Genomic DNA, 26,254 nt, shown 5'->3' with positions numbered 1-26,254 from the left:
CGATAGACATGATAAATGCAACCATCTCCATGGATCAGAGCATGGCCGGTCAGGCCGGTCAGGCGCTGCAGATCCAGACCTATTGCAACAGCGTCAAGCAACAGGTGTCCGTGGATTTCAGCCAGTTCCCGAACCTCAAGGATAACCAGACCCAGATCAACCAGGGACTGGACGTCGCCAAAGGGCATGCGGATCTGTACCTCAACCAGATCCAGCCACAGATCATCACCAACATCAGCAACATCTCCAACTACTACGCCCTGCAAAATGCCATCCCGACCGTGCTTCCTCCCGGCTCCACCAAGGCCCAGTGGCTCAGGCAGTTGAACGTCATCAAGGAACAGGCCACCGAGTACCACAAGGTATCCTCCGATACCCGTCTTATTATTCTGGATCTCAACAACAATCTGATCACCGACTCCCGCAACTTCCAGGGCATAGTGGTGAACCTCAACAGCAAGGTGCAGGGCGACAACGGGGTCCTGGCTCAGCTCAACGGTGACATCGACAAGGTCAACGCGGCCATCGACGGTGCCATCGCCGGCATAGTGGTTGGGGGCTTGCTAGTGATTGGTGGAGCCTTCGTCACTGCCATAGGCGCAGTGGCCGACTTCGTCACCGCCGGCACCTCGACACCTGTGGTAATAGGTGGGGTCGCCATGATGGTGGCAGGTGCCGCCGGTATCACGGCAGGCTCCATAGTGCTGCACAACTCGCTGGGCGCTCGCCAGGATCTGTACCAGAAGCGCAGCAACCTCAACAGCGAGGTACTGATCGCCACCCAGATCGGCAATGGTTATAAAGGGCTCCAGGTACAGGCCCAAAACGCGGTCAATGCCGCGACCCAGATGAGCAATGCCTGGGACGCCCTGACCTCGGATCTCGGCAGCCTGATCACGGATCTGGACAAGGGCATCACCAGTGGCGACGACATCCGCCAGCTCTGGTTGACCGCCGCCGACACCACAGTGAAGACGGTGCTCGTCGACGTGAACACCATCAAGGCCCAGATGGCCGGCGTCAGCCCCATGCAAGTGCCCGCGACCGCCACCATAGCCGATTTCGTCGGCCGTCTGGCCGCCTAACCCACGGGAGGGCGGCCAGGCCGCCCTCTTCCATCAAGGAGAGCCCATGAGCAACGGTATTCTTTCTCAATCCATTGCCAACATGCAGCAGGCCGAAATCGTCATTCAGTCCTTCACCGGTCTGCCGCAAAACGCCGTCAACATCCAGCAGAACGTCGAGGAGGTCGTCGCGGCGCTGCTGCCCCAGGTGCAAACCATGCAGCAGCAGGTCCTGGCGTTTGGTGCACGCCTGGAGGTGCAACTGACGCAGCAGCTGGCCAATACCGGCCCCTTCAACCCAGAGGCGCTCAAGGCATTCGTCGATCTGGTCCAGCAGGAGATCGCCCCCATCCAGACGCTGACCGCCCAGACCCTGACCGCCAGCCAGACGGCCAACGATCGCATCACGCAAGACAACATAGCGTTGCAACGGATCGGCGTGGAGCTGCAAGCCACCATAGCCGGGCTGCAATCCAACCTGGCCGGGGCCCGTCAGGAGCTGGACTCCCTCAACAAGAAAAAGCTCTACCTGCTGGGGCTGGGATTGCTGGGGTTGCCGGGCCTCATCGCCCTGGCCATCACCCTGACGCAAACCCAGAACAAGGTGAACAGTCTGGAGGGACAGGTGAACCAGATTGAGGGGCAGATCCAGCGTCAGCAAGGCTTTCTCGGCCAGACGACGGCATTCTCCCAGCAATTCGGCTCCCTCATCGATCGGGTGAGCAAGGTCGGCAACACCATCACCCTGCTCGGCGGCGATATTGCCAACGTCGCCCGCGATGCCGGGCAAGGGGATCCTGAGCTGGCGCGGCTCTTCTTCACCGCCGCCCTCACCGAGGTTCGCACCCTTCAGGTGGACGCCTCCTGATACCCCGGAAACAAAAAAGGAGAGGCCTTGGCCTCTCCTTTTTTCATGGTGCGCGGGGCCATTGCCGCCCCGGCACGTTTGCCCCAAGCGGCTTAGTGCAGCTTCAGGGTCGGGCGCAGTACCCGGTTGATGCGGCCCACCAGCATGATGAGACCCGTCTTGATGTAGCCGTGCAGGGCGACCTGGTGCATCCGGTACAGCGAGATGTAAACCATGCGCGCTATGTAGCCTTCTACCATCATGGAGCCGCGCATCAGGTTGCCCATCAGGCTGCCCACTGTGGAGAAGCGGCTCAAAGAGACCAGCGAGCCGTGATCGTGATAGAGGTAAGGCTTCATCTCGCCGCCTTCCAGCTTGGCCAGGATATTCTTGCATGCCTGGGTCGCCATCTGGTGGGCGGACTGGGCGCGTGGCGGCACGAATTTGCCATCCGGCTGCGGGCAGGCAGCGCAGTCACCGATGACGAAGATGTTCTCGTCACGGCTGGTTTGCAGTGTCTCTTTCACTACCAGCTGGTTGATGCGGTTGGTTTCAAGGCCGGCGATATCCTTCATGAAATCCGGCGCCTTGATACCGGCAGCCCACACCATGAGGTCAGCTTCGATGAGCTCCCCATCCTTGGTGTGCAGCCCATCGCTGGTGGCTTCGGTGATCATGGTGGCGGTACGCACATCCACCCCCAGTTTGACCAGTTCCTGATGAGCCGCGCCACTGATGCGCTCCGGCAGCGCGGGCAGTATGCGGGGGCCCGCTTCCACCAGAGTCACCTTCAGGCTCTCTGTGGTGAGGTTCTTGAAACCGTAGGCATAGAGCTGCTCCACAGCGTTATAGAGCTCGGCAGAGAGCTCGACGCCAGTGGCACCGCCGCCAACGATGGCGATCTTCACCTTGTCACCAGGCTGGTATTCGGTGGCGAACTGCAGGAAGCGGTTCATCATGCTGTTGTGGAAACGGTGCGCCTGGGAGGGGCTGTCCAGGAAGATGCAGTGATCCTTGATGCCCTTGGTGTTGAAGTCGTTGGAAACGGAACCGATCGCCATCACCAGGATGTCGTACGGTACCTCCCGCTCATGCACCACTATGTCGCCATTCTCATCGACGATCTTCCCCAGCACGATGCGTTTTTCGTCGCGCTTGATGTCAGTCAGGCTGCCCAGCTGGAAATCGAAACCGTGGTTTTTGGCATGGGACTGGTAGCTCAGGGCATCGATACCCGCATCCATGGAGCCGGTGGCTACTTCGTGCAGCAGGGGTTTCCACAGGTGGGTACGGTTACGGTCGACCAGGGTGATCTTGGCTTTGTTCTTCTTGCCCAGTTTGCGACCCAGGCTGGTAGCCAGCTCCAGACCGCCAGCTCCACCGCCGACGACAACAATATTGGTCATGGTTAATTACCTCGGTTCCATTAAAGCGAAGGGAGCCATCGGCTCCCTTGATAGTTGAATCCATGACGTGACAATCGATCAGGCTTCTTTGAAAGCCTTCATCTGTTGCAGGTGATGAGAGATATTTTTGAACTTGTGAGTCTCTCGCTCATCCCACACGATGTTGTAATAATTCTTCAATTCACGCTCAATGTCGCCATTATCGCGGATTTCATCCTGAACGGAAAGGATGCAGAGGCAATTTCCTGAATTTTTACTACGAAATTCAGACACACATTTGGTGCCTATATCCTCGTACTCTTCCGGTCTGTCTATCTTGCCCTGCATGGTGATCTCGGGGTGCAGATTGGGGTTGAAGATCACCTGTTTGATGCCGCACAAGAAGCCGATCCGCTCGCTCCAGTAACCTCCCAGCCCCACCCCGCAGATGAGAGGCTTGGGGTCTGTGCTCATGTCGAGCTGCTTTTTCACTTCCTTGAGCAGGTGGCTCATGTCATGACGGGGATGAACCGTGCTGTAGTGCACAAAACGCACATCATCATCGATAAACTGCAACTGCAGCACTTTTTCATGATTGCCGAGGCTGGTGGCATCAAAGCCATGCAGATAGATGATCATGGACAAGACCTCAAAAACTGTGTCGGTTCTATCGAAACTACCCCAGCGGCGGGGCCTTGCGCCACCAAAACATCCCACTTTCTTGCTTTGGATCACGCCTCCAGTTGCGGATGAAACCAGATTAAGTCAATCAGATACCTCACCTGCTCCGTTCGACAATAAAAGTGGGCACCCGCTGTGGCGAAGGGATCACCTGGCTAGCGAGGCAAGTGGCTTTGCCATGGGACAGTAAACGATTGCCTACCAAGGTTGTTCAGTACCACAAGGCCGCCCTCTTTATCAGCCATGATCAGCCCCACGCCCTGCATTATCAGTGGGAAACCATGAAAAAGCCGCAGGGCAGATACACTGCCCGGCGGCGCGTTTACGTGCCAGAGTCCCCTTAGCCGCAGATCTGCTCGAAGCGATCCACCGCCGCCGCCACCAGCGCCATGCTGCCCTGCCAGAAGGCTGCCCCGCGGATATCCTGACCCAGGTGTTTTGCCACCAGATCTTCGGCGCTCATGCGGCCGGTATCGCGCAACAAGGCGCGATAGGCCTCGGCCACATTCGTTTCCCCTGCCGCCTGACGGCTCATCAACTGCTGATAGACCCCCAGACTGAACAGATAGCCAAACAGGTAGGGGTAGTTGTAAAAACCAAGTCCGGCGATGGAAAAATGCGCCTTGGCCGCCCAGAACAGAGGGTGATAACGCACCAGACTCCCCTCATACCAGCGACCCCAGGCTTCGTCCGTCATCGTCTTTAGCCGCTGTGCCGACACATAACCCTGTCCACGGGCAGCCACCAGGGCCTGCTCGAAGTCGAAGCGTGCCGGAATGTTGACCAAGAAGGTGGCGGCGCCGTCCGCCTCGGCCCAGGCGATGGCTTGTTGCTGCTCCGGCGTCTGCGCCTGCTCGAACAGGGCGCTGCGCACCAGGGTTTCGGCGAAGATGGAGGCGGTCTCCGCCAGCGTCATGGGGTAGCTGCGCTGGCTCATCGGCAGATCGCGAATGAGCCAGTTGTGCCAGGCGTGACCCAGCTCGTGGGCGAGCGTGATGACGTTGTCCATGGTGCCGGCATAGGTGATGAAGACCCGCGGCTCCACCGGATCGGCAAACTTGGTGCAGTAGGCACCAGTGCGCCGGTTCGGGGTGGGCGCCGCATCAATCCAGCCCTTCTCGGCCATCATGCGGGCAAATTCCCCCATCTCGGGATCGAAGCGGGCAAAGGCCGCGGCTATGATCTCGATCGCCTCTTCAAACGAGATCTCGCGACTGCTGGCCGCCGGGGGCGGTGCAAACAAGTCCTCCGGCCCCGGATCTGTGATGCCAAGCTGCCGGGCCATCAGCCCCAGTGCCCGCTGGCCCAGACCCCGGGCGTTATACGTCTCGGCCATGAGGGTATCCAGGGTGGCCCGCTCTATATGGCTCTGATGGCAGGAGAGATCCAGCGCATCGAGGGCTCGCACCTTGCCACGCTGGCGCGCCAGCTCCAGCCGCCAGCCGTTGAGGGCATTGAGGATGGCGGCCACCGTCTCCTGCTCACCTTCCCAGCCGGCACTGATGGCATCAAAGGCCTCGCGGCGCAGTGCCCGCACCGGGCTGGATAGCAGATTGCTCGCCTCGGCTAACCCCATCTCGCGACCATCGACAACGAGGCGGATCTTGCCCACCAGATCGTTGTAGAGGTTGCCCCAGCCATGCAGCCCATCGGTGCCAAGCCCGATCACCAGCTGCTCGGCCTCCACCGGCAGGCGCTGATCCTGCAGCCGGCGCTCATGGCGCAGCCGGTAATCCTCTTCTCCGAGCAAGGGATCCTGCATCAGCCGCTCAAACTCGGGCTCGGGCAGCCCCAGCATCAGGTCTTCCACCGGAGCAAGGGTCTTGAACAGATCGGCGTTGAGGGCGCGGGCACGGGAGGCCAGCTGCTTGGCGAGCGGATAGCAGGCATCCTGACTGCCCTTTGATGCCGCCAGCACGGCGACGTTCCAGCCGATATTGCGGATCCGCTGGGCCCGCAGGCGCACTTCCCGCAAAAAATCGGGCAAGGCGTCGGTATTGCCCAATACCTGCTCAAGACCGTCGATAAAACCGGCAAGCCCGGCGAGGTTGGCACGGGCCAGGCTCATGTCCGCTTCCAGCTCGGGGCAGTCGAGGGCGGGATAGATATGCTGGTTGCGCCACTGCTGTGGGTAGACTCTTTGTTGCATCAAACGCTCGTCATCAATATCAGGGGGCAGAGGCTGCCCTGGGTGAAATGCACATGGCCGGGCCGCTGCGGGCCCGCCACGAAAGAAACAGGGGCCGCCGGGGCGCCCCCGAACGGCCGGTCTGATCAGCCAATGCGATAGACGGGCCAGCCCGTCACACCAGTCGCTCGAGGCGATCGACCGCCTCCTCCACATAGCGCAGGCTCTCCTGCCAGAAGGCGGGTTCGCGAATGTCGACCCCCAGGTGTTTCTCCACCAGATCCTCGGCGCTCATACGGCCCGTGTCGATGAGCAGCGCGCGATAGGCGTGGGCAAACTCGCCCCCGGCCCGTTCCTTCTGGGCATAGAGCCCCAGGCTGAACAGGTAGCCGAACAGGTAGGGGTAGTTGTAAAACCCGAGCTCGGTGATGGAGAAGTGGCCCTTGCTGGCCCAGAACAGCTCGTCGTACTGGCTGAGGGTGTCACCATAGCACTGCTGCTGCGCGGATTTCATCATCTGCCGCAGCTGGCTTGCCCCCACATAGCCTTGCTCCCGCGCCGTCACCAGGGTCCGCTCGAAGGTGAAGCGGGCCGGAACGTCGAGCAGCAGGCTGGCGGCGCGCTCCCCGTCCAGCCAGGCGATGGCCCTGCGCTGCTCCATGTTGTCGGTGGCGGCCAACAGGGCATCACGCACCAGGGCCTCGGCAAACAGGGAGGCGGTCTCGGCCAGCGTCTTGGGGTAGTCGCGCTGCTCCAGCGGCAAGTCCCGCAACAGCCAGCTGTGCCAGGCGTGCCCGAGCTCGTGGGCCAGGGTGATGAGGTTGTCCATGGTGCCCTCGAAAGTGAGAAACACCCGAGGCTCGGGAGGATAGGCATATTCGGTACTGTAAGCACCGCTGCGCCGGTTTGCGCTGGGGGCTGCATCAATCCAGCCCTTATCGGCCATCATGCGGGCAAAGGCCCCCATTTCAGGGTCAAACCCGGCGAAGGCATCGGCCACCAGGGTCAGTGCCTGCTCGAAGCTGAGCAGGGCCGAGGGCGAGGCGGGCGCAGGGGCATAGAGATCCCAGGGGGCAAAATCGGTGATCTGCTGGGCGCTGGCCATGGCGCGCAGGGCTCGCCGTCCCAGCGCTTTGTGGGCGTCAGCCTCGGCCATCAGGGTATCCAGAGTGGCGCGCTCGATATGGCTCTGATGGCAGGAGACATCCAGCGCATCGAGCCGACGCGTCTTGCCACGCTGGGCGGCGAGTTCGTTGCGCCAGCCGTTGATGGCGTTGAGGATGGCGGCTACCGTCTCCTGCTCTGCCTGCCAGGCGGCCTGGATGCCGTGCCAGGCGCTGGCACGGCGCGCCCGATCCGGGTGAGCCAGCAAGTTATCCGCCTGGGCCAGTCCCATAGGCTCTCCGTCCACCACGGGCCTGAGTCGGCCCACCAGACTGTCGTAGAGATCCCCCCAGCCTTGCAGTCCATCCACCGAGAGCCCCTCGATCAGCTGCTCGCTCTCGAGCGACAGCCGTTGATCCTGCAGGCGGCGATCATGACGAATGAGGTAGGCAAGCTCGAACAGCTCGGCATCCTGCAGCAAGGCTCGAACCTGCCCCTCGGGGGCACTTGCCCAGAACAGGGTCACCGGCTTGCTGAGCTGGGCCAGGGTCGCCTGCAACTGCTGGCCACGGGATAGCAGCACCTTGGCCGCTTCGTCGCAACCATTGCGACTGAGCCGGTTGTAGGCATAGGTCTGGCTGTTCCACACCAACCGGTTCACGTCGGTCCAGCAGGATCTGATGGCCCGCAGCAAGTGGCGCAAGCCATTGACGTCTGTGGTTTGAGGAAGCTCGTTCAGCAATTGACTCAAGGTCGTCAGCGTATGACGGGCCTGATGAAAATCGGCGTCGACCGCCGGGCAGTCGGGGGCGGCATAGATGTGATCATCCAGCCATTCGGGTGGGTTCATAATGGTCCTTGTTTGTTTGCATCCATGTCATGTGACCCAGCCTCTATGGGCTAGTGCCAGTTCGGATAGTACGAAGGGGGCCGGCACTTGCCTAGCCCCCATCCGAGTCAACAAACAGGACAAACAATCATCTGTGCGACGGCCTCTGTCGGCCGGGCACCGACAGTGGACAAACCGCCGTTATTTGGCGGGTTTGAGTTTGCTCACCAGTGTGATCGCCAGCACCAGCAGCAGACCTGCCACCACACCGGCCACGGCGTTAAGCAGGGTTGGCGTGATGGCGGCCAGCACTGTACCCACTGTTGGCAAGGTGGCAAGTGCCCCGGCCGCCCCTTCTATCAGGTGATGGGCGAAGGGCCAACCGTGCACCAGTATGCCGCCCCCCACCATGAACATGGCGATGGTCCCCACCAGCGCCAGCAGATGCATCAAACGGGGCGCCGTCACCAGCAGCCCCTGCCCGACTGCGCGGCGCAAGGTGCTGCCGTCGGACTTTTGCAACAGGTGCAGACCTATGTCGTCGAGTTTGACGATAAGTCCCACCAGACCATAGACCCCCACCGTCATCAAAAGCGCTATGCCTGCCACCACGGAGATCTGCAAACCCAGACTGCTGCCTTGCACAGTGCCGAGCGCGATCACGATGATCTCGGCGGAGAGGATAAAGTCGGTGCGAATGGCCCCCTTCACCTTCTGCTGTTCAAAAGCCACCAGATCGTCGGGAACAACCTGGCTGCTCGGCTCACCTTCTGCTGCATCGTGTGGCAACAACTTGTGGGCCAGCTTCTCCGCCCCCTCAAAGCAGAGATAAGCGCCCCCCAGCATCAGCAAGGGGGTGATGAGCCAGGGCACCAGGGCACTGATGGCGATGGCGGCAGGCACCAGGATCAGCTTGTTGCGAAACGATCCCTTGGCCACTGCCCACACCACAGGCAGCTCCCGCTCTGCCCGCACGCCGGAAACCTGCTCGGCATTGAGGGCAAGATCGTCCCCCAACACGCCGGCCGTCTTCTTGGCCGCAACCTTGGTCATCAGCGCCACGTCATCGAGCACGCTGGCAATATCATCGAGCAGGGCCAACAAACTGGTTCCGGCCATATCAGGCATTCCTCATATCAGTGGAAAAATCCCCTCGGGCACGCAGGCCATCTCGCCGGGCAGGCGCCACAGGCGAATGCCGACCAGAGGGGGTTCCTCATTTCGGGTAAAAGATGGCACAGTGTAACGAGAAGCCGCCATTTCGGCAGCTACCACATCAGGGTCAATTGGCCTTGTTTTCCTCCCAGACCCTCTGATCCAAGGAGTTCCCATGCAACCCTGGCAGCCTCTGCTCGATTTCTGGTTTGGCGATGATGCCGATGATGCCACCCGTGCCGCGCGGCAAGCCTCACTCTGGTGGGGAAAAAGCCGCGAAACCGATGCCCTGCTGGCGAGCCGCTTTGGCGAACTGGCCGAGGCAGCGGCCGCTGGCAGCCTGGCCCACTGGGCCGAGGTACCCGTCGGTCGGTTGGCACTGATCCTGCTGCTGGACCAGCTGCCGCGCAATGTACATCGCGGCACACCCGGCGCCTTTGCCCAGGATCCCCATACTCGCGACCTCTGCCTGAAAGGATTGTCTATTGGAGCAGACAGGGCGATCTCCCCGCTGGCTCGGGTCTTTTTCTACCTGCCGCTGGAGCATGCCGAGTCGCGCGAGCAGCAAGCCAGGAGCGTAACCCTGTTCGAGGCGCTGGCGGCCGAACAGTCGACAACCCCGGCCCAAGCAACCTTCGAAGGGTTTGCCGACTTTGCCCGCCGCCATCAGGTGATCATCGAACGCTTCGGCCGCTTCCCCCATCGCAATGCCATACTGGGTCGCGCAGACACGCCACAAGAGGCCGATTTTTTGCAGCAACCCGGCTCGGGTTTTTAGTACATGAAAACCACGTCATAGAGAAATGGCTCACCAAGCCGGGATACCATGCGCCAAGATCCATTGCTCCCTGCGCCCGATGCACAAAATCCGAAACCAGCCCGGTTGGTTCCGGATTTTTTATCTGCATCGAACCAACGCTCATCTCCTCCACTGATAGCAGGGATGCCCACACTGGGCATGCCTGCACCACGCCTCTGCCAATAAAAAAACCGGCCAAGTGGCCGGTTTTTGATGCGCTGCAGCGTGGGTGACGGGGTTTAACCCAGTCGTACACGGGCGTTGCGGAACATGCGCATCCAGGCGCCATCCTCGCCCCAGTTGTCCGGGTGCCAGGAGTTGGCCACGGTGCGGAACACCCGCTCCGGGTGCGGCATCATGATGGTGGCCCGGCCATCCGTGGTGGTCACGGCGGTAATGCCATCCGGCGAACCGTTCGGGTTGGCCGGGTATTGCTCGGTCACCTGACCACGGTTGTCGACAAAACGCAGACCCACAAGACCACTGGCTTGCAACGCGCTCAGGTGAGCGGCGTCGCGCACCTCCACTCGCCCTTCCCCGTGGGAGACGGCAATGGGCATCACTGAGCCCGCCATGCCGGCGAAGAAGGCGGACGGAGAGTCCTGCACCTCCACCAGGCTGAAGCGCGCCTCGAAGCGCTCGGAGCGGTTGCGCACAAAGCGCGGCCACAGATCGGCCCCCGGGATCAGGGTGCGCAGGTTGGACATCATCTGGCAGCCGTTGCACACGCCCAAGGAGAGGGTATCGCCACGTTCGAAGAAGCGCTGGAACTGCTCACGGGCGTTGTCGTTGAACAGGATGGACTTGGCCCAGCCCTCGCCCGCCCCCAGTACGTCGCCGTAGGAGAAGCCGCCACAGGCCACCAGGGTCTGGAACGCTTCCAGCTTGATCCGGCCGGAGAGAATGTCGCTCATATGGACGTCGACAGCGGCAAAACCGGCACGATCGAACGCAGCCGCCATCTCCACATGGGAGTTAACCCCCTGATCGCGCAGCACCGCCAGACGGGGGGAAACTCCCTTGGCGATATAGGGCGCGGCCACATCCTCGGACGGGTTGTAGGTCAGTTTGGCCTGCAGACCCGGGTCGATGGCGTCCTGACGGGCCGCGTGTTCCTGATCAGCGCACTCGGGGTTGTCCCGCAGACGCTGCATCTGCCAGCTGGTCTCGCCCCAAAGGGTGCGCAGGGCGGTGCGGCTGGCACGATACACTTCTGTACCCGCGCGCTGCAGTGTGATGAGGTCCCCCTCGCGCACTGTGCCCAGCACATGGGAGCAGGCAGCCAGGCCGTGACCGGCCAGCAGTGTCATCACGGCTTCCTTGTCGTCGCGACGCACCTGAATGACGGCGCCCAGCTCCTCGTTGAACAGCGCAGGCAACAGCTCGCCACCGATGCGGTCCAGCTGGATATCGAGGCCGCAGTGACCGGCGAAGGCCATCTCGGTCAGGGTAACGAACAGGCCGCCGTCGGAGCGGTCGTGATAGGCGATCAGTTTGCGATCGGCCACCAGTGCCTGAATGGCGTTGAAGAAGCCTTTCAGTTGCACCGGATTGTCGAGATCCGGCGCCTTGTCACCCAGCTGACGGTAGACCTGAGCCAGGGCCGAGGCGCCGAGGCGCTGCTTGCCGTTGCCAAGGTCAATCAGGATAAGGTCGGTCTCACCCAGATCGGTACGCAGTTGCGGCGTGACTGTGTTGCGAACATCTTCCACCCGGGCAAAGGCGGTGATGAGCAGGGAGAGCGGCGAGGTGACGCTTTGCTCCTTGCCATCTTGCTGCCAGCGGGTCTTCATGGACATGGAGTCCTTGCCCACCGGTATGGTGATGCCAAGGGCCGGGCAGAGCTCTTCACCCACCGCTTTCACCGCCTCATAGAGACCAGCATCTTCCCCCGGATGACCGGCAGCGGCCATCCAGTTGGCCGAGAGCTTGACCCGCTTGAGCGATCCAATGTGAGTCGGCGCCAGGTTGGTAAGGGCTTCCGCTACCGCCATGCGGGCGGATGCGGCGTGGGAGAGCAGCGCCACCGGGGTGCGCTCGCCCATGGACATGGCTTCACCGTGGTAGCTGTCGTAGGTCGCCGCAGTCACGGCGCAATCGGCCACCGGGATCTGCCAGGGGCCGACCATCTGATCGCGGTTGACCAGGCCGGTCACGCTGCGATCGCCGATGGTGATGAGGAAGGACTTCTCCGCCACTGTGGGCAGACGCAGTACCCGCTCGGCCGCATCGTTCAGCGTGATGCCGTCCAGTTGCAGCGGCTTGCCCTGAGCTGGCAGGGTAGTGACATCGCGGTGCATCTTGGGCGCCTTGCCCAGCAGCACGTCCAGCGGCAAATCGATGGGCTGGTTGTCAAAGTGGCTGTCAGAGAGGGTGAGATGCTTCTCTTCGGTGGCGGTACCGATCACGGCATAAGGCGCGCGCTCACGCTCGCACAGTGCCTTGAACAGGGGCAGCTTGTCCTGCGCCACCGCCAGCACGTAACGCTCCTGGGATTCGTTGCACCAGATCTCCAGCGGGCTCATGCCCGGCTCGTCGCTCTGGATGGCGCGCAAATCGAAACGGCCACCACGCTCACCGTCATTGACCAGCTCCGGCATGGCGTTGGAGAGGCCACCCGCTCCCACGTCGTGGATGAAGACGATGGGGTTGGCATCGCCCAGCTGCCAGCAGCGGTCGATCACCTCCTGACAACGACGCTCCATCTCGGGGTTGTCGCGCTGCACCGAGGCAAAGTCGAGATCTTCGGCTGACTGACCGGAGGCCATGGAGGAGGCTGCGCCGCCACCCAGACCGATATTCATGGCCGGACCACCCAGCACTATCAGGGCCGCCCCGACCGGGATCTCCCCTTTCTGGACATGATCAGTGCGGATGTTGCCGATGCCGCCCGCCAGCATGATGGGCTTGTGATAGCCACGCACCTCGACGCCGTTGTGGCTCGGCACCTCCTCTTCGAAGGTACGGAAGTAACCGAGAATGGCCGGGCGACCGAATTCATTGTTGAAGGCGGCGCCGCCAAGCGGCCCCTCCTGCATGATGTCAAAGGCACTGACGATGCGGCTCGGCTTGCCGAAATCCTGCTCCCAGGGCTGTTCGAAGCCGGGAATGCGCAGGTTGGAGACGGTAAAGCCCACCAGACCCGCCTTGGGCTTGGCGCCACGACCGGTTGCACCCTCGTCGCGGATCTCGCCGCCGGAGCCGGTAGCCGCCCCCGGGAAGGGGGAGATGGCGGTCGGGTGGTTGTGGGTTTCCACCTTCATCAGTATGTCGACCTGCTCCTGATGATACTGGTACTCACCACTGGCAGGGCTCGGGAAGAAGCGGCCACCCTGGCTCCCTTCCATCACGGCGGCGTTGTCTTTATAGGCAGACAGGACATGATCCGGCGTCTGCTCGAAGGTGTTCTTGATCATCTTGAACAGCGACTTGGGCTGCTGCTCGCCGTCTATGGTCCAGTCGGCGTTGAAAATCTTGTGACGACAGTGCTCCGAGTTCGCCTGGGCAAACATGTAGAGCTCGATGTCGTTGGGGTTGCGGCCCAGCTTGGTGAAGTTCTCCACCAGGTAGTCAATTTCGTCATCGGCCAAGGCCAGACCCAGCGCCACGTTGGCCTCTGCCAGCGCGGCACGACCACCACCCAGTACATCCACCTGGGTGAAAGGACGCGGCGCCTGGTGGGCAAACAGGGCGCTCGCCTCTTCCATGTCGGCAAACACCACTTCCATCATGCGATCGTGCAGCAGGGCGGCGACCTCATTGCGCTGGGCTGCGCTCAATTCACCCTTGGTCTGCACGTAATAGGCAACGCCGCGCTCCAGCCGCTTGACCTGGGTCAGGCCGCAGTTATGGGCGATGTCGCTTGCTTTGGAAGACCAGGGGGAGATAGTGCCGGGACGGGGGGTAACGAGAAACAGCTGACCGCTGGGGGTGTGTTCAGGAATGGTCGGGCCATAGCGCAGGAGCTGGCCCAAGGTCGCTCGCTCGGGCGGCGACAGGGGGGCCGACAACTCGGCAAAATGCACGTATTCCGCGTAAACGCTCTCTATCTCTACTCCGCTCTCTACTCCACTCGCCGTTGCCATCTGTGCAAAGCGTTGCAACAGTTTTTGGATACGAAACTCAGACAGTGCAGGCGCACCTCGCAAGATTTCCATATGACCTTTCTCACCAAGTTTTAAAGTGTGGGGGGATTTGAGACGCGCGTATTATAGGGATCTGGCTCACGCCGGACAAACGTTTTTCTTGATTTACCGAGTGTGACTCGGTGCACACTCTCTGGTATAAAGGTCCCTCTTTTATGACAAATGCCGATTTTTTCAACAAGGGTACTCACCTACTTGCGCTGCATTTTTCGACTGTTTATCGGGCTGATGTTGCTGCTGACCCTGGTCGGCTGCGACTTCTACACCCCCTCCAGCCAGCTGGAACAGATCCGCCAACGGGGCGAGATCCGGGTTGGCACCATCTATGGCTCCACCTCTTATTACCAGCGTGACGACCTCGCCCAGGGGTTCGATTACGAGCTGGCGAAGAGCTATGCCGACTGGTTGGGGGTCAAGCTCACCATAGTTCCCGTCTACTCCATCGCCGAACTGGTCGAGCTGCTTGAAAAAGGCAAGCTGGATCTCGCCGCCGCCGCCATCGTCGTTACCCCGGAGCGGCGTGCCCTGTTTCGCTTCGGCCCCGGTTTTTATCAGGTCTCCCCCAAGCTGGTGTATCGCTATGGCTCGCCCAAGCCAAAGGACATTGGTGATCTGAGAGGCTCCATCGTGGTACCGGCAGGCTCCACCGGTGAAGATCTGCTCAGGGAGTTGGCCAAGGAGTACCCCGGGCTGAAATGGAGTACCAACCGGGACGCTGACGTGGAGGAGCTGCTCAAGCAGGTGGCCGACGGCAAGATTGACTATACGGTGGTGCAGGACACAGTGCTGGCCCGCACCCAGCGCTACTACCCCGAACTCACCGAGGGGCTGACGCTCTCCAAGAACCAGACGGTGGCCTGGGCCATGACCAAGCTGCCCGACGACAGTCTCTACGCCAGCATCATCGACTTCTTCGGCCAGCGCTTCATGGATGGCGCCATCGCCAAGCTGGACGAGAAATACTTCGGCCATGTGCAGAACTTCGACTTCGTCGACACCCGCACCTTTTTACAGCGGGCCAAGAGCCTGCTGCCCAAGTATCAGGATCTGTTCAAGACTCATGCCCGCACGGTGGACTGGCGTCTGCTGGCGGCCATCAGCTATCAGGAGTCCCACTGGGACCCGCAGGCCCGCTCCTACACAGGGGTGCGCGGCATGATGATGCTGACCGAGCCCACCGCCAAGGCGATGGGGGTCAAAGACAGAACTCATCCGGAGGAGAGCATCGAAGGGGGGGCACGCTATCTGCAACATATGATGGAGAAGGTGCCCGCCTCTGTGCCCGAAGACGAGAAAGTGTGGTTTGCACTCACCGCCTACAACATCGGCTATGGCCACATGATGGATGCCCGTCGTCTGACCAAGGAGCTGGGCAAGAATCCCGATGCCTGGAGCGATGTGAAAGAGGTTCTGCCTCTGCTGCAGCAGGCACGCTGGCACCGCAAGGTCCGCTACGGCTATGCCCGTGGCGGTGAGGCGCGCAACTACGTCAACAACGTGCGCCAGTACTACCAGAGCCTGCTCTGGCTCGACAACGAACAGCAAAAAGCACACAGACGTGAAGAGTTGGATGAGGACGACAGCAGCGAGCCACAAAGCACAGAGCGCCCCACCGTCATCGCCGAAGTGGTCAAGCAGATCACACTGCGCTGAGCCCTTGTTGACAGATTTGTTTTCCGGGTAAGTTCTCTGTTACCATCCAGACAGACCGGAGCCTGTCCGAAATTGTTTTTATCGCTTTATTTCATCAAGTTAGCTACTGGTAGACAGCATTTTCGGATAGGCTCCATTCGTAGTACCAAATGGCCACCCAATGGGAGGAGACCAAGATGCGAGCTCGCAGAAGAACTACTCTGGTCAGAAAAGCCAAGAGCGCCTGGAGCCCCAGACGCAAACTCAAGCTCAATGACATCAAACGCAAGATTTGGCGCAGAAACCGCTCCTACACCTTGCTGATAGCAGAACACACAGCATAAACCCGGCATTTGCCGGGTTTTTTTATTCTCTTATGGTTGCGCGGCCGGGGTCGCCTCAAAGATCACCGACCGCTTCGATACCAGGCAGTTGCAGTGATTGCAGAAGTAATCCACAGCGCCGCACGCCTTGAGTCGCTCCAGCTCCTGCTGGCAGCCAGGACACAGGGCCCGGACTCGATAACGGGCCTGACACTGGCTACAACTCACCTCGCGGCTGCGGCTGTCCAGCGCTGTGTGGCAGGCCGGGCAAATCAGGGAATTCATACTCGACTCCTCTCAAAGTGGATCTGCGGTGGGCCGACCCACAGCAGATCCCCCTCGCCTCTTCCCAAGAAAAAACGGCTGCCGGTGAGGGCAGCCGCTGGGCCTTATTTCTTGGTTTTGGCCTTGAGCAGGCGCTTGCGTTGACGCTCCTGGCTCAGGGTCATGGTGTTCTTCCGACCCTCGAACGGGTTGGCAGACTCCTGGAACTCGACCCGGATCGGGGAGCCCATGATCTTGAGCGACTTGCGGAAGTAGTTGATCAGATACCGCTTGTACGAATCCGGCAGGTCATTCAACTGGTTGCCGTGGATCACAATACGGGGCGGATTGTAGCCACCGGCGTGGGCATATTTGAGCTTGACGCGGCGACCGTTCACCATCGGTGGCTGGTGATCTTCCTGCGCCATCTGCATGATGCGGGTCAGCATGGCGGTACTGGTACGGCGGGTGGCGGACTGGTACGCCTCCTGAATGGATTCGAACAAGTGGCCGACACCGCTGCCGTGCAGGGCGGAGATGAAGTGAACACGGGCGAAATCGATGAAGCCCAGACGTCTGTCCAGCTCGTTCTTGACGTCCTCTTTCACCTTCTGATCCAGGCCGTCCCACTTGTTCACCACCAGTACCACCGAGCGGCCTGAGTGGAGCACGAAGCCGAGGATGCTCAAGTCCTGATCCGTGATGGTCTCCTGGGCATCGATCACCAGCAGGCAGACGTTGGCATCTTCAATGGCTTTGAGGGTCTTGATGACGGAGAACTTCTCCACCGTCTCGTGCACCTTGCCACGACGACGCACACCGGCGGTGTCGATGATGACGTACTTCTGCTCGTCACGCTCCATCGGAACATAGACGGAGTCGCGGGTGGTGCCCGGCATGTCATAGACGATGACGCGGTCTTCACCCAGCATGCGGTTGGTCAGGGTCGATTTGCCGACGTTGGGGCGACCGACGATGGCGAACTTGATGGGCAAGTCGGCGAACGGGGTCTCCTTGGTATCTTCCCTGGTATCAAGATCACCGGCGGCTACCATGCGCAGCAGGGCTTCTTCGTCGAAGTCCTCCTCTTCTTCATCCTGCGCATCTTCTTCGGCAGCGGCGTCGACCAGGGTTTCCAGGTGGGGAGCCAGGGCCAGTTCCAGCAGGCTCAGTACGCCACGACCGTGAGCGGCCGCGATCTGGTAGACATCGCCCAGCGCCAGGCTGTAGAACTCGGACACGGCGGAATCACCGTCGATGCCGTCGGTCTTGTTGGCCACCAGAAACACCTTCTTGTGGGTCTTGCGCAGATGCGCTGCGATAGCCTGATCGGCTGCCGTCAATCCTGCGCGCGCATCCACCATAAACAGCACCACATCGGCTTCTTCGATGGCCAGCAGGGATTGCTCGGCCATCTTCAGCTCGATCCCCTCTTCGGTGCCATCGATACCGCCGGTATCAACCACGATAAATTCCAGCTCGCCCAACTTCGCCTGACCGTATTTACGGTCCCGGGTCAAACCGGGGAAGTCGGCCACCAGGGCATCCCGGGTACGGGTCAAGCGGTTAAACAGGGTGGATTTCCCCACGTTGGGGCGGCCCACCAGGGCTACTACAGGAGTCATAAAAGCCTCATTCTCAAGACGACAAAGGCTCCGGGTCCGAAGACCAGGAGCCGGATATTCACATTGACGGACGATCAGGGACGCGGGATAGCGTACAACTTGCCGCCACGGCTCTGCACATACAGGGTGTCACCGTCCACCAGGGGGGCGGCGTAGAGACCACTGCTGTCGAGCTGCTGCATGGCCTTGATGGTACCGTCGGTACGATCCAGCCAATACAGGTAACCTTCCACATCGCCGACCACCACATAGTCACCCAGGATGACAGGGGCCGTAACGGTGCGATTTTCCAGCTGGGTGTTGGACCACAACTCAAGTCCGTTGCGACGGTCGACCGCAAACAGATGGCTGCGGCTGTCGGTCAGCACTATGGCATTGCCGGTCACTGCCATGTCGCGGTAGCCGGAATACTTGCGCTTCCACACCTCGTCACCGGTCATCAGCTTGCGTGCCATCAGCTGGCCATTATAGGCGATGGCATAGAGCTCATCGCCCGCGATCAGCGGCGTTGCATCCACATCCACCATGCGATCCAGCTCGGTCGCACCACGCGGATCCGCCACCTTGGACTGACGCACCGGCTGACCGTTGCTCAGCAAGGCTATGCCCACCTTGCCATCAGCGCGGCCATAGAGCACGGCGCCGTTGGTAATGACGGGAGCACCTGCGCTGCGCAGGGTCAGCGGCGGCTGTTCTTCAGCCAGGGTCCATTGCAGCTTGCCTTCATCGGTATCGAGGGCCACCAGACGACCGGATGTCGTCAGCACCACCACACGACCGTCTTCGACGGCGGGGCTGGCCACCACTTCACCCGGCACTGTGGTCTGCCACAGCACTTCCCCGTTCTCTTCGTTCAGGGCGTAAACCACCCCGTTCTCGGATCCGAGGAACAGCTTGCCATAACGGGCAACCAGGCCGCCGGAGAGACGGGCACTGCGCTTCTCGGCGTTGACCGGCAAATCGGCCAGATCCACGCTCCACAATTCTTTGCCGCTCGCACGATCAAAGGCCGTTACGTCGCCATCGCGCGCTGCGGCATAGATGCGCTCCTCTTCCACCACAGGCTTGAGCTGGGAGTAGAAGTCGCCGATGCCATCGCCGACAGACGAGGACCAGGCGGTGTCAGCGGTGAAGGCAGACTCAACCACGGGCAAAGGCGCCATGGGGTTGAGATCTTCTTCCGAGCTGAACAGGGAACACCCCTGCAGGGCGAAGGAGACTGCCGCCCCCAAGGCCACCATTTTGAACAAATTACGCATCCGGAGCACCACCCGTGGTCACGGCTGGCAGCGCCAGATCGTCCATCTTCAGCTTGAGCTCGGCGCTGCCCTGCAGACCACCGGCATCAGCCGCTGCCTGATAAGCATCGCGGGCCTCTTCGGCCTTGCCCTGCTTGTAGAGTATGTCGCCACGCACTTCCGCCACCTGGGCTTTGAAGGCATCGTTGTTGATCTTGCCAAGCTGGGTCAGGGCCTCATCAGCCTTGCCCTGATCGTTCAGCACACGGGCCAGACGCAAAGCAGCGATGGGACGAATGCTCTCATCGCCATTGCTCGCGACCTGAGTCAGCTGTTCTGCAGCCAGATCCAGCTTGTTCGCCTTGACGGCAGCCGCAGCCAGTTGCAGGGCAGCCAGCTCGGCATAAGCCTCACCCTTGTGATCAGTGATGAAGGCTTGCACCTGTTCGAAGGTGTCAGCATCACCCTTGGCCAGCTGGGCCGAGATCTCGTTGTAAGCCTGGGAGGCAGCTTCCTGATTGGTGAGCTGATAGTCGTTGTAATAGCGCCAGCCAAAGAGTCCGACCAGACCGATAACAGTTCCTGCGAGCACCGAGGTTCCGTTCTCTTTCCACCAGCTCTTGATGACCTCAACCTGTTGTTCTTCGGTGGTATAAACTTCCACTGCTTAGTCTCCTTTGGCTGCCAGCAGGGCAATGGCGGCGTCGACCGTGACGGTCTGTTGCTCAGCCTGGCCACGCAGATATTTGATGGTGATCTCCCCGTTTTGCACCTCGGTCTCGCCAAGGATCAGGGCAATGGCCGCGCCGCTCTTGTCGGCACGCTTGAGTTGTTTCTTGAAATTGCCGCCACCGCAGTGGCTCATCAGGCGCAAATCCGGCAGGGCATCGCGCAGACGCTCTGCCAGCTGGAAGCCTGCCTGCTCGGTGCCCTCACCCACCATGGCCAGATACACATCCACCGCAGGACGGATATCGGCATTGAGTTCCAGTGTTTCGAGCATCAGCACCAGACGTTCCATGCCCATGGCAAAGCCCACGCCCGGAGTCGCCTGACCACCGAGCTGCTCCACCAGACCGTCGTAACGGCCACCGGCACAGACAGTCCCCTGGGCACCCAGGCTGGTGGTGACCCACTCGAACACGGTCAGGTTGTAGTAGTCAAGACCCCGAACCAGACGCTCGTTCACTTCATATTTGATGCCGGCAGACTCGAGCAGGCGTTTGAGCCCCTCGAAATGGGCCAGACTCTCTTCCCCCAGATGGTCGAACAGGCGCGGAGCCTTCACCAGAATGGCCTGTACTCTCTCATCCTTGGAGTCGAGCACCCGCAGCGGGTTGCTGTACATGCGGCGCTGGCTCTCTTCGTCCAGCTTATCCCTGTACTGCTCCAAATAGGCTACCAGCGCATCGCGGTAAGCGGCGCGCTCACTGCTCTGACCGAGCGTGTTGAGCTGCAGGGTAACATGATCACTGATACCAAACAGACGCCACAGACGGTGGGTCAGCATGATGAGCTCGGCGTCAATATCTGGCCCCTTGATGCCAAACAGCTCGACACCGAACTGATGGAACTGGCGGTAACGGCCTTTCTGGGGACGCTCGTGACGGAACATGGGACCCATGTACCACATCCGGCGTTCCTGGTTATAGAGCAGGCCATGCTCGATGCCGGCACGCACGCAGCTGGCGGTTCCTTCCGGACGCAGGCTCAGGCTGTCGCCGTTGCGGTCCTCGAAGGTATACATCTCTTTTTCGACCACATCGGTCACTTCACCGATGGCACGCTTGAACAGATGAGTCTGCTCGACGATCGGCATGCGTACTTCGCTGTAGCCATAGCTGGCAACCACCTGGCGCAGTATCTGTTCTACTTTCTGCCATACCGGGCTCTGCTCCGGCAGGCAATCGTTCATACCGCGAATAGCTTGGATCTGTTTTGCCACGTTGATACTCGAGAAAAGACGTGAAATTTGGCCGCATTATAGGGATTTTCGACCCCGAGGTAAAATCAGGGTGTTCCAAAGCGGGATTTAAAATCAGCAACCTAAAGACGGGGCCACCCTAGGTGGCCCCACATTGGCTCAACCTTTATCCACCTGGATCTGGTTGGCTGGATCCAGCATGGCCGCCCGGGCGCGAATACGGCGCTCCAGGATCGGGATGAGATCCTTGTTGTCGAGCCGGTCGACCCGCTGGCCCCCCTCGTAGAAGGCGCTCTTGTTGGCCGCCCCCGCCAGCCCGAGATCAGAGACCAACGCCTCACCCGGACCGTTCACCACACAGCCGATGATGGAAACATCCATCGGCGTGATGATGTCTTCCAGCCGCTCTTCCAGGGCATTGACGGTGGCGATCACATCGAACTCCTGACGGGAGCAGGAGGGACAGGCGATGAAGTTGATGCCGCGGGAACGGATGCGCAGGGATTTGAGGATATCAAAGCCCACCTTGATCTCTTCCACCGGGTCGGCCGCCAGGGAGATGCGGATGGTATCGCCGATGCCATCCGCCAGCAGCATGCCGAGCCCGACGGCGGATTTCACCGCGCCAGCGCGAAAACCGCCCGCTTCCGTGATGCCAAGGTGCAGCGGCTGCTCGATCTGCTTGGCCAGCAGGCGATAGGCACCGATGGCCAGGAAGACGTCAGACGCCTTGACGCTCACCTTAAAGTTGTCGAAGTTGAGGCGATCCAGGTAGTCCACATGGCGCATGGCTGACTCGAGCAAGGCCTCCGGGGTCGGCTCGCCGTACTTCTCCTGAATGTCTTTCTCCAGAGAGCCGCCATTGACGCCGATCCGGATCGGGATGTTGTAGTGGCGCGCGCAATCGACCACGGCACGCACCCGCTCTTCGTTGCCGATGTTGCCTGGATTGATGCGCAGGCAGTCGGCGCCGTACTCGGCCACTTTCAGGGCGATGCGGTAGTCGAAGTGAATATCGGCGACGATGGGAATGCGGGTCTGTTGCTTGATGAGCCTGAAGGCTTCGGCCGCTTCCATGGTGGGTACCGAAACCCGGACTATGTCGGCGCCAACCCGCTCGATCCGCCGGATCTGCTCGACGGTGGCGGCCACATCCGTGGTCTTGGTGTTGGTCATGGTCTGCACAGTGATGGGGGCATCGCCCCCAACCGGCACGTTACCGACCATGATCTGCCTGGATTTACGACGAATAATGGGAGATTCGTGAGCGGACATGGCGGACAGATTACTCCTGCGGCAGTGAGAGGCGAGCAGTCCGGCCGTTGTTGTAACGGCTCATGTCGATGGACTTGCCCTGATACTCGATATTGACCGCCATGGGCGCGCCAATGATGAGCTTGAGCGGCTCGGATCCTTCCAATACCAGTTGATCATTTGCTTTTTTCAGACCGCTGAACAGCGTCTTGCCATTGGCATCCTTGACGTCCAGCCAGCAGTCTGCGGTGAAGTTCATCTTGAGTTGGGAAGCAGTGGCTGCATCACTCGCTGTCTCGCCTTCCCCAGCCGATGTTGCCACCTCAGCGGACACATCCGTTGCAGCTGCACTGCTTGGGGTCGCTGGCGCAGCGGTTGCAGCAGCACTGCTCACGGTTTGCTCAACGGCAGTTGCCGCCGCATCAGAGACCGCCGGCATGACGGCAGGATCAGCCATCTCCATCGCAGGGGCCAGGGTGGCGCCCGGCATATTGCCGGTCACACCCATGTCGGTCGTACTGCTCATTTCTGTTGCCGCCAGAGCCTCGTCACCGGCGGAGCGACGCGCCGTACTCTGCCACCACCAGGCGACGGAGAGCGCGATCAGCACCAGGATCACCAGCCAGGTCACCACCTTGAGCCGACTGTCGTTGGCTTGCTGGCGGGAACGGCGGGAGAAGCTCTGCATGTCGATGTTGTCAGGTGGCGTCAGCCCCAGCTTGTCGTAGGCAGCCAGAATGGTTTCATCCGGGATGCCGACCAGCTTGGCGTAGGTGCGCAGATAACCCCGAATGAAGGTATGGGAAGTCTGTTTGTCATACGTATCTGATTCGATCGCAGCAATCAGGGTCAGACGAAGGTGAATGCGGGACGCAACCTGTTCTCGTGTCCAGCCAAGCTGTTCACGGGCGTTGCGCAGCAGCTGGCCTGGGCCTGCTGCCTGAGAGTCGTCTTGAATATCGTGTGGCTGTTCAGTAGTCATTGGCTAAGTAACGCTTGGCTTGTTGCGAAGTGGGATATTGCCTTACCAGCTCAGTCCCGAATTGGTGAAGGAGTGCCGGTTTGTCCATGGCCTGAGCCAGCCGCAATCTCAACCAGAGACTGCTTTCATTCTCGTCTGACACATCGGCAAAACGGACGAGATAGGCCTGCACATCAGGCAGCTTGCCATCTTTCATGGAAAGCTCAGCCATGTCCAGCAATAACCTTGGATTGCGGGGATTATACCCCAAGGCCAAGCGATAGTACTCGCTTGCTTCATCATTTCTGCGATTTTGAGCGGCGCAAAGTGCCGCATTTTCATAGGTGTCGGCAATCCGGATATAGTCGGGTTGACTCACGGCCTGCAGGAATGCCTTCTCCGCCTCGTCGAAGCGGCCACGGTTGCACAGGAAGGCACCATAGTTGTTCATTGCGTCAGCATTGGACGGATCCATGGCGAGGGCTTTCTTGTAGCTCTCTTCGGCCGCCTTGTAGTCTTCTACCTGCTGGTAGAAGTAGGCGAAGCCGATCTGGACCTTGGGGTTGTCGGGGTCGTATTGAAGGGCGCGATCAAGGTTGAACTTGGCCTGTTCGGCATTGCCCTGCCGCAGATATTGAATACCTAAATCCAGACGGGTCTGAGCAGCCGCCTTGAGGTCGGGACCCACTTCACGCTGGGTAGAGTTCTGGCCAGCGTAAGTGGTCTCGGTAACACAGCCGGGCAGCGCGCTGAGCGCTGCCACTACGATCAATGTACGTGTATCCATTCCCTGACTATACAATGGCTTAGCAAGTTAAACCATTTTGACGGAAATCCCATCCTGTTGCATCCGATTTTTCATGGTGCGCTTGGTGCGATCGATGACCTCCCCCACCAGCTGACCACAGGCGGCATCGATGTCGTCACCACGGGTCTTGCGGACGATGACGGTGAAGCCATATTCCATCAACACCTTGGAGAAACGGTCGATGCGGCTGTTGCTCGGCTTGCCATAGGGATTGCCCGGGAAGGGGTTGAACGGGATCAGGTTGATCTTGCTCGGGGTGTCTTTGAGCACCTTGGCCAGCTCGTGGGCATGCTGCATGTCATCATTGATGTGATCGAGCAGCACATACTCCACGGTCACGCGACCGCCGTTGGCATTGGACTTGGCCAGATAACGGCGCACACCGGCGAGGAAGTCCTCGATGTTGTACTTGTCGTTGATCGGCATTATCTCGGAGCGCAGCTTGTCGTTCGGCGCATGCAGGGAGATGGCCAGGGCCACATCAATTTGATCGCCGAGAATGTCCAGCGCAGGCACCACACCCGAGGTGGAGATGGTGACACGACGCTTGGAGATGCCGTAACCGAAGTCATCCATCATCAGGCGCATGGCCGGTATCACATTGGCGAGGTTGAGCAGCGGCTCACCCATGCCCATCATTACAACGTTGGTGATGGGGCGCTTGCCACCGACGATTTTGGCGGCGCGCCACACCTGGCCGATGATCTCGGACACTTTCAGGTTGCGGTTAAAACCCTGTTGAGCGGTAGAGCAAAATTTGCACGCCAGCGCACAACCCACCTGGGAGGAGACGCACAGGGTCGCCCTGTCCTCTTCCGGGATGTAGACGGTTTCCACTTCCTGACCGCCCACCTGCAGCGCCCACTTGATGGTGCCGTCAGAGGAGCGTTGTTCACGGCTCACTTCCGGCGCACGGATCTCGGCGATCGCCTTCAGGCGCTCGCGCAGTACCTTGTTGACGTTGTTCATCTGATCGAAATCATCACAACCGAAGTGATAAATCCACTTCATGATCTGATCTGCCCGGAATGGCTTCTCGCCCAGTTCGACGAAGAAGGCACGCATGGCATCCCGATCAAGATCCAGCAGGTTGGTTTTTATTTCGCTCATCAAAGGCCTCAGTCCACAAACTACATAAATTATTGGCTGACGATGTCAGGGGGCGGCATTGTACAAATAATGGGTCTGGCTTTCTACCCGGAGAATAAGGGGATATTGACCAAAAGGCCAAAAAACAAAAGGGAGCCGAGGCTCCCTTGATCATCTTCAAACGCCAGACTCAGCCGCGCGGGCAGATCTCGTCGTCGGAGAAGAAGTAGGCGATTTCACGGGCGGCAGAGGCCGGCGCGTCAGAACCGTGCACGGCGTTGCGGTCGATGCTCTCGGCGTAGCAGGCACGCAGGGTGCCGGCCAGGGCCTCTTTCGGGTTGGTCGCCCCCATGATTTCACGATGACGGCGGATGGCATCTTCCCCTTCCAGCACCTGTACCATGACAGGACCAGACGTCATGAAGCTGACCAATCCGTCATAGAAAGGCTTGCCCTGGTGTTCGGCATAGAAACCAGCGGCTTGCTCGCTGCTCATGTGCAGCATCTTGGCGGCGATGACTTTCAGACCCGCGCTCTCGAAGCGGTTATAGATGGCACCGATCAAGTTTTTGCTGACTGCATCCGGCTTGACGATAGAAAAGGTACGTTCGATGGCCATTGAGATCTTTCCTTAACTACAGAGTTTTATTGTTAGAATCCATGTTCGGCGGCGATTATACGTAAACAAAAACCGAAATAACACACAAAAAAGCAACTTTTTATTAAACAAACACGTCCTTAAAACAACATCACCACTCATCTTGGCCCAGTGCGGCAGGAAAAAATGTGCGCTTGTGCACGATAGCCGTGTTAAGCCCCTGAAACCCTGCCTATTGCTCATTAATGCAGCACTGCTGAAAAGGGCACCCTCAGGCTGTCTCTTGATCACATCTGTTGATGCTCAAGAGACAGTGCCAGTTCATAGCCTTCAAGGAGGGTCTGTAACCTAAACCAGCCCTCCCATAACACCGCTATCGAGGCTCGCCCCGTTCTCTTGGT

The 26,254-nt window shown here is 60.1% G+C and carries 21 protein-coding genes; 5 read left to right on the top strand and 16 right to left on the bottom strand.

The genetic code is table 11. The features are described 5' to 3' along the window. The first annotated feature begins 8 nt into the window (after nt 1-8). A complete protein-coding gene (locus tag GWQ29_RS06430; protein WP_043141162.1) occupies nt 9-1,085 on the top strand; it encodes an HBL/NHE enterotoxin family protein in 1,077 nt (358 codons plus the stop codon). A 46-nt stretch (nt 1,086-1,131) separates the two neighbouring features. Next, nucleotides 1,132-1,932, top strand: a complete 801-nt coding sequence (locus GWQ29_RS06425) for a hypothetical protein (protein ID WP_265461374.1) — start codon at nt 1,132-1,134, stop codon at nt 1,930-1,932. Nucleotides 1,933-2,024: 92 nt separating this feature from the next. On the opposite strand, the gene GWQ29_RS06420 is transcribed toward GWQ29_RS06425, so the two are convergent. The 5 genes from GWQ29_RS06420 to GWQ29_RS06400 all read right to left on the bottom strand — a co-directional run bounded on the left by GWQ29_RS06420 (nt 2,025) and on the right by GWQ29_RS06400 (nt 9,157). Beyond that, complete coding sequence (locus GWQ29_RS06420; protein ID WP_005310451.1) at nt 2,025-3,317, bottom strand: NAD(P)/FAD-dependent oxidoreductase; 1,293 nt, start codon at nt 3,315-3,317, stop codon at nt 2,025-2,027. 78 nt (nt 3,318-3,395) lie between these two features. Continuing rightward, nucleotides 3,396-3,935 (bottom strand): alpha/beta hydrolase YcfP, encoded by a 540-nt coding sequence (ycfP, locus tag GWQ29_RS06415; RefSeq protein ID WP_005310449.1) that lies wholly within the window; start codon nt 3,933-3,935, stop codon nt 3,396-3,398. 382 nt (nt 3,936-4,317) lie between these two features. Beyond that, nucleotides 4,318-6,126: a M3 family oligoendopeptidase gene (locus tag GWQ29_RS06410; protein ID WP_275919024.1), complete on the bottom strand. Its 1,809-nt coding sequence runs from the start codon at nt 6,124-6,126 to the stop codon at nt 4,318-4,320. A 154-nt stretch (nt 6,127-6,280) separates the two neighbouring features. Then, nucleotides 6,281-8,059, bottom strand: coding sequence for a M3 family oligoendopeptidase (locus GWQ29_RS06405; protein ID WP_275919023.1), 1,779 nt, complete (start codon nt 8,057-8,059; stop codon nt 6,281-6,283). Nucleotides 8,060-8,239: 180 nt separating this feature from the next. Further along, on the bottom strand, nt 8,240-9,157 hold the full coding sequence (locus tag GWQ29_RS06400; protein WP_265461371.1) for a DUF808 domain-containing protein: 918 nt from the start codon (nt 9,155-9,157) through the stop codon (nt 8,240-8,242). 211 nt (nt 9,158-9,368) lie between these two features. Between GWQ29_RS06400 and GWQ29_RS06395 the strand changes: the two genes are divergently transcribed. Then, nucleotides 9,369-9,971 carry a DUF924 family protein gene (locus GWQ29_RS06395; RefSeq protein ID WP_275919022.1) on the top strand — a complete coding sequence of 201 codons (603 nt, stop codon included), beginning with the start codon at nt 9,369-9,371 and terminating at the stop codon, nt 9,969-9,971. A 260-nt stretch (nt 9,972-10,231) separates the two neighbouring features. Here GWQ29_RS06395 and purL read toward each other — a convergent pair whose 3' ends face one another. Then, nucleotides 10,232-14,149, bottom strand: coding sequence for a phosphoribosylformylglycinamidine synthase (gene purL / locus GWQ29_RS06390; protein WP_275919021.1), 3,918 nt, complete (start codon nt 14,147-14,149; stop codon nt 10,232-10,234). A 150-nt stretch (nt 14,150-14,299) separates the two neighbouring features. Between purL and mltF the strand changes: the two genes are divergently transcribed. Both mltF and GWQ29_RS06380 read left to right on the top strand, forming a co-directional pair. Continuing rightward, the gene (gene mltF / locus GWQ29_RS06385; RefSeq protein WP_275919020.1) at nt 14,300-15,790 is read left to right on the top strand and encodes a membrane-bound lytic murein transglycosylase MltF; all 1,491 of its coding nucleotides are present in this window, start codon (nt 14,300-14,302) and stop codon (nt 15,788-15,790) included. A 176-nt stretch (nt 15,791-15,966) separates the two neighbouring features. Then, nucleotides 15,967-16,113, top strand: coding sequence for a hypothetical protein (locus tag GWQ29_RS06380; protein WP_011898860.1), 147 nt, complete (start codon nt 15,967-15,969; stop codon nt 16,111-16,113). A gap of 30 nt (nt 16,114-16,143) precedes the next feature. Here the strand turns inward: GWQ29_RS06380 and GWQ29_RS06375 are convergent, their stop codons facing one another. The 10 genes from GWQ29_RS06375 to ndk form a co-directional block, all read right to left on the bottom strand. Beyond that, the gene (locus GWQ29_RS06375) at nt 16,144-16,377 is read right to left on the bottom strand and encodes a zinc ribbon domain-containing protein (RefSeq protein ID WP_275919019.1); all 234 of its coding nucleotides are present in this window, start codon (nt 16,375-16,377) and stop codon (nt 16,144-16,146) included. A gap of 104 nt (nt 16,378-16,481) precedes the next feature. Continuing rightward, entirely contained in the window at nt 16,482-17,981 is a 1,500-nt protein-coding gene (gene der / locus GWQ29_RS06370) for a ribosome biogenesis GTPase Der (protein ID WP_017411381.1), read from the bottom strand. Nucleotides 17,982-18,055: 74 nt separating this feature from the next. Next, nucleotides 18,056-19,240: an outer membrane protein assembly factor BamB gene (gene bamB, locus GWQ29_RS06365; RefSeq protein ID WP_005310434.1), complete on the bottom strand. Its 1,185-nt coding sequence runs from the start codon at nt 19,238-19,240 to the stop codon at nt 18,056-18,058. Further along, nucleotides 19,233-19,883, bottom strand: a complete 651-nt coding sequence (locus GWQ29_RS06360) for a tetratricopeptide repeat protein (protein ID WP_275919018.1) — start codon at nt 19,881-19,883, stop codon at nt 19,233-19,235. The genes bamB and GWQ29_RS06360 overlap by 8 nt, the downstream gene beginning before the upstream one ends. 3 nt (nt 19,884-19,886) lie before the next feature. Then, the gene (gene hisS, locus GWQ29_RS06355; protein ID WP_275919017.1) at nt 19,887-21,164 is read right to left on the bottom strand and encodes a histidine--tRNA ligase; all 1,278 of its coding nucleotides are present in this window, start codon (nt 21,162-21,164) and stop codon (nt 19,887-19,889) included. Between the two features lie 138 nt (nt 21,165-21,302). After that, nucleotides 21,303-22,418, bottom strand: a complete 1,116-nt coding sequence (ispG, locus tag GWQ29_RS06350; protein WP_059112283.1) for a flavodoxin-dependent (E)-4-hydroxy-3-methylbut-2-enyl-diphosphate synthase — start codon at nt 22,416-22,418, stop codon at nt 21,303-21,305. Nucleotides 22,419-22,428: 10 nt separating this feature from the next. Further along, complete coding sequence (gene rodZ / locus GWQ29_RS06345; RefSeq protein ID WP_113720357.1) at nt 22,429-23,379, bottom strand: cytoskeleton protein RodZ; 951 nt, start codon at nt 23,377-23,379, stop codon at nt 22,429-22,431. After that, nucleotides 23,369-24,160, bottom strand: coding sequence for a PilW family type IVa pilus biogenesis/stability lipoprotein TapF (tapF, locus tag GWQ29_RS06340; RefSeq protein ID WP_275919016.1), 792 nt, complete (start codon nt 24,158-24,160; stop codon nt 23,369-23,371). The genes rodZ and tapF overlap by 11 nt, the downstream gene beginning before the upstream one ends. A gap of 12 nt (nt 24,161-24,172) precedes the next feature. After that, nucleotides 24,173-25,276 carry a bifunctional tRNA (adenosine(37)-C2)-methyltransferase TrmG/ribosomal RNA large subunit methyltransferase RlmN gene (locus tag GWQ29_RS06335; RefSeq protein WP_005310420.1) on the bottom strand — a complete coding sequence of 368 codons (1,104 nt, stop codon included), beginning with the start codon at nt 25,274-25,276 and terminating at the stop codon, nt 24,173-24,175. 169 nt (nt 25,277-25,445) lie between these two features. Next, entirely contained in the window at nt 25,446-25,874 is a 429-nt protein-coding gene (gene ndk / locus GWQ29_RS06330) for a nucleoside-diphosphate kinase (protein WP_005310418.1), read from the bottom strand. Between the last annotated feature and the right edge of the window lie 380 nt (nt 25,875-26,254).

The organism is Aeromonas sp. 2HA2, from assembly GCF_029237345.1.
Classification (GTDB): domain Bacteria; phylum Pseudomonadota; class Gammaproteobacteria; order Enterobacterales; family Aeromonadaceae; genus Aeromonas; species Aeromonas salmonicida.
This window is presented reverse-complemented; position numbering and strand designations above follow the sequence as displayed.

Coding starts and splice junctions, on each gene's coding strand:
- GWQ29_RS06430 (WP_043141162.1), top strand. CDS start 9: ATGATAAATGCAACCATCTCCATGGATCAGAGCATGGCCGGTCAGGCC.
- GWQ29_RS06425 (WP_265461374.1), top strand. CDS start 1,132: ATGAGCAACGGTATTCTTTCTCAATCCATTGCCAACATGCAGCAGGCC.
- GWQ29_RS06420 (WP_005310451.1), bottom strand. CDS start 3,317: ATGACCAATATTGTTGTCGTCGGCGGTGGAGCTGGCGGTCTGGAGCTG.
- ycfP (WP_005310449.1), bottom strand. CDS start 3,935: ATGATCATCTATCTGCATGGCTTTGATGCCACCAGCCTCGGCAATCAT.
- GWQ29_RS06410 (WP_275919024.1), bottom strand. CDS start 6,126: ATGCAACAAAGAGTCTACCCACAGCAGTGGCGCAACCAGCATATCTAT.
- GWQ29_RS06405 (WP_275919023.1), bottom strand. CDS start 8,059: ATGAACCCACCCGAATGGCTGGATGATCACATCTATGCCGCCCCCGAC.
- GWQ29_RS06400 (WP_265461371.1), bottom strand. CDS start 9,157: ATGGCCGGAACCAGTTTGTTGGCCCTGCTCGATGATATTGCCAGCGTG.
- GWQ29_RS06395 (WP_275919022.1), top strand. CDS start 9,369: ATGCAACCCTGGCAGCCTCTGCTCGATTTCTGGTTTGGCGATGATGCC.
- purL (WP_275919021.1), bottom strand. CDS start 14,149: ATGGAAATCTTGCGAGGTGCGCCTGCACTGTCTGAGTTTCGTATCCAA.
- mltF (WP_275919020.1), top strand. CDS start 14,300: ATGCCGATTTTTTCAACAAGGGTACTCACCTACTTGCGCTGCATTTTT.
- GWQ29_RS06380 (WP_011898860.1), top strand. CDS start 15,967: ATGCGAGCTCGCAGAAGAACTACTCTGGTCAGAAAAGCCAAGAGCGCC.
- GWQ29_RS06375 (WP_275919019.1), bottom strand. CDS start 16,377: ATGAATTCCCTGATTTGCCCGGCCTGCCACACAGCGCTGGACAGCCGC.
- der (WP_017411381.1), bottom strand. CDS start 17,981: ATGACTCCTGTAGTAGCCCTGGTGGGCCGCCCCAACGTGGGGAAATCC.
- bamB (WP_005310434.1), bottom strand. CDS start 19,240: ATGCGTAATTTGTTCAAAATGGTGGCCTTGGGGGCGGCAGTCTCCTTC.
- ispG (WP_059112283.1), bottom strand. CDS start 22,418: ATGTCCGCTCACGAATCTCCCATTATTCGTCGTAAATCCAGGCAGATC.
- rodZ (WP_113720357.1), bottom strand. CDS start 23,379: ATGACTACTGAACAGCCACACGATATTCAAGACGACTCTCAGGCAGCA.
- GWQ29_RS06335 (WP_005310420.1), bottom strand. CDS start 25,276: ATGAGCGAAATAAAAACCAACCTGCTGGATCTTGATCGGGATGCCATG.
- ndk (WP_005310418.1), bottom strand. CDS start 25,874: ATGGCCATCGAACGTACCTTTTCTATCGTCAAGCCGGATGCAGTCAGC.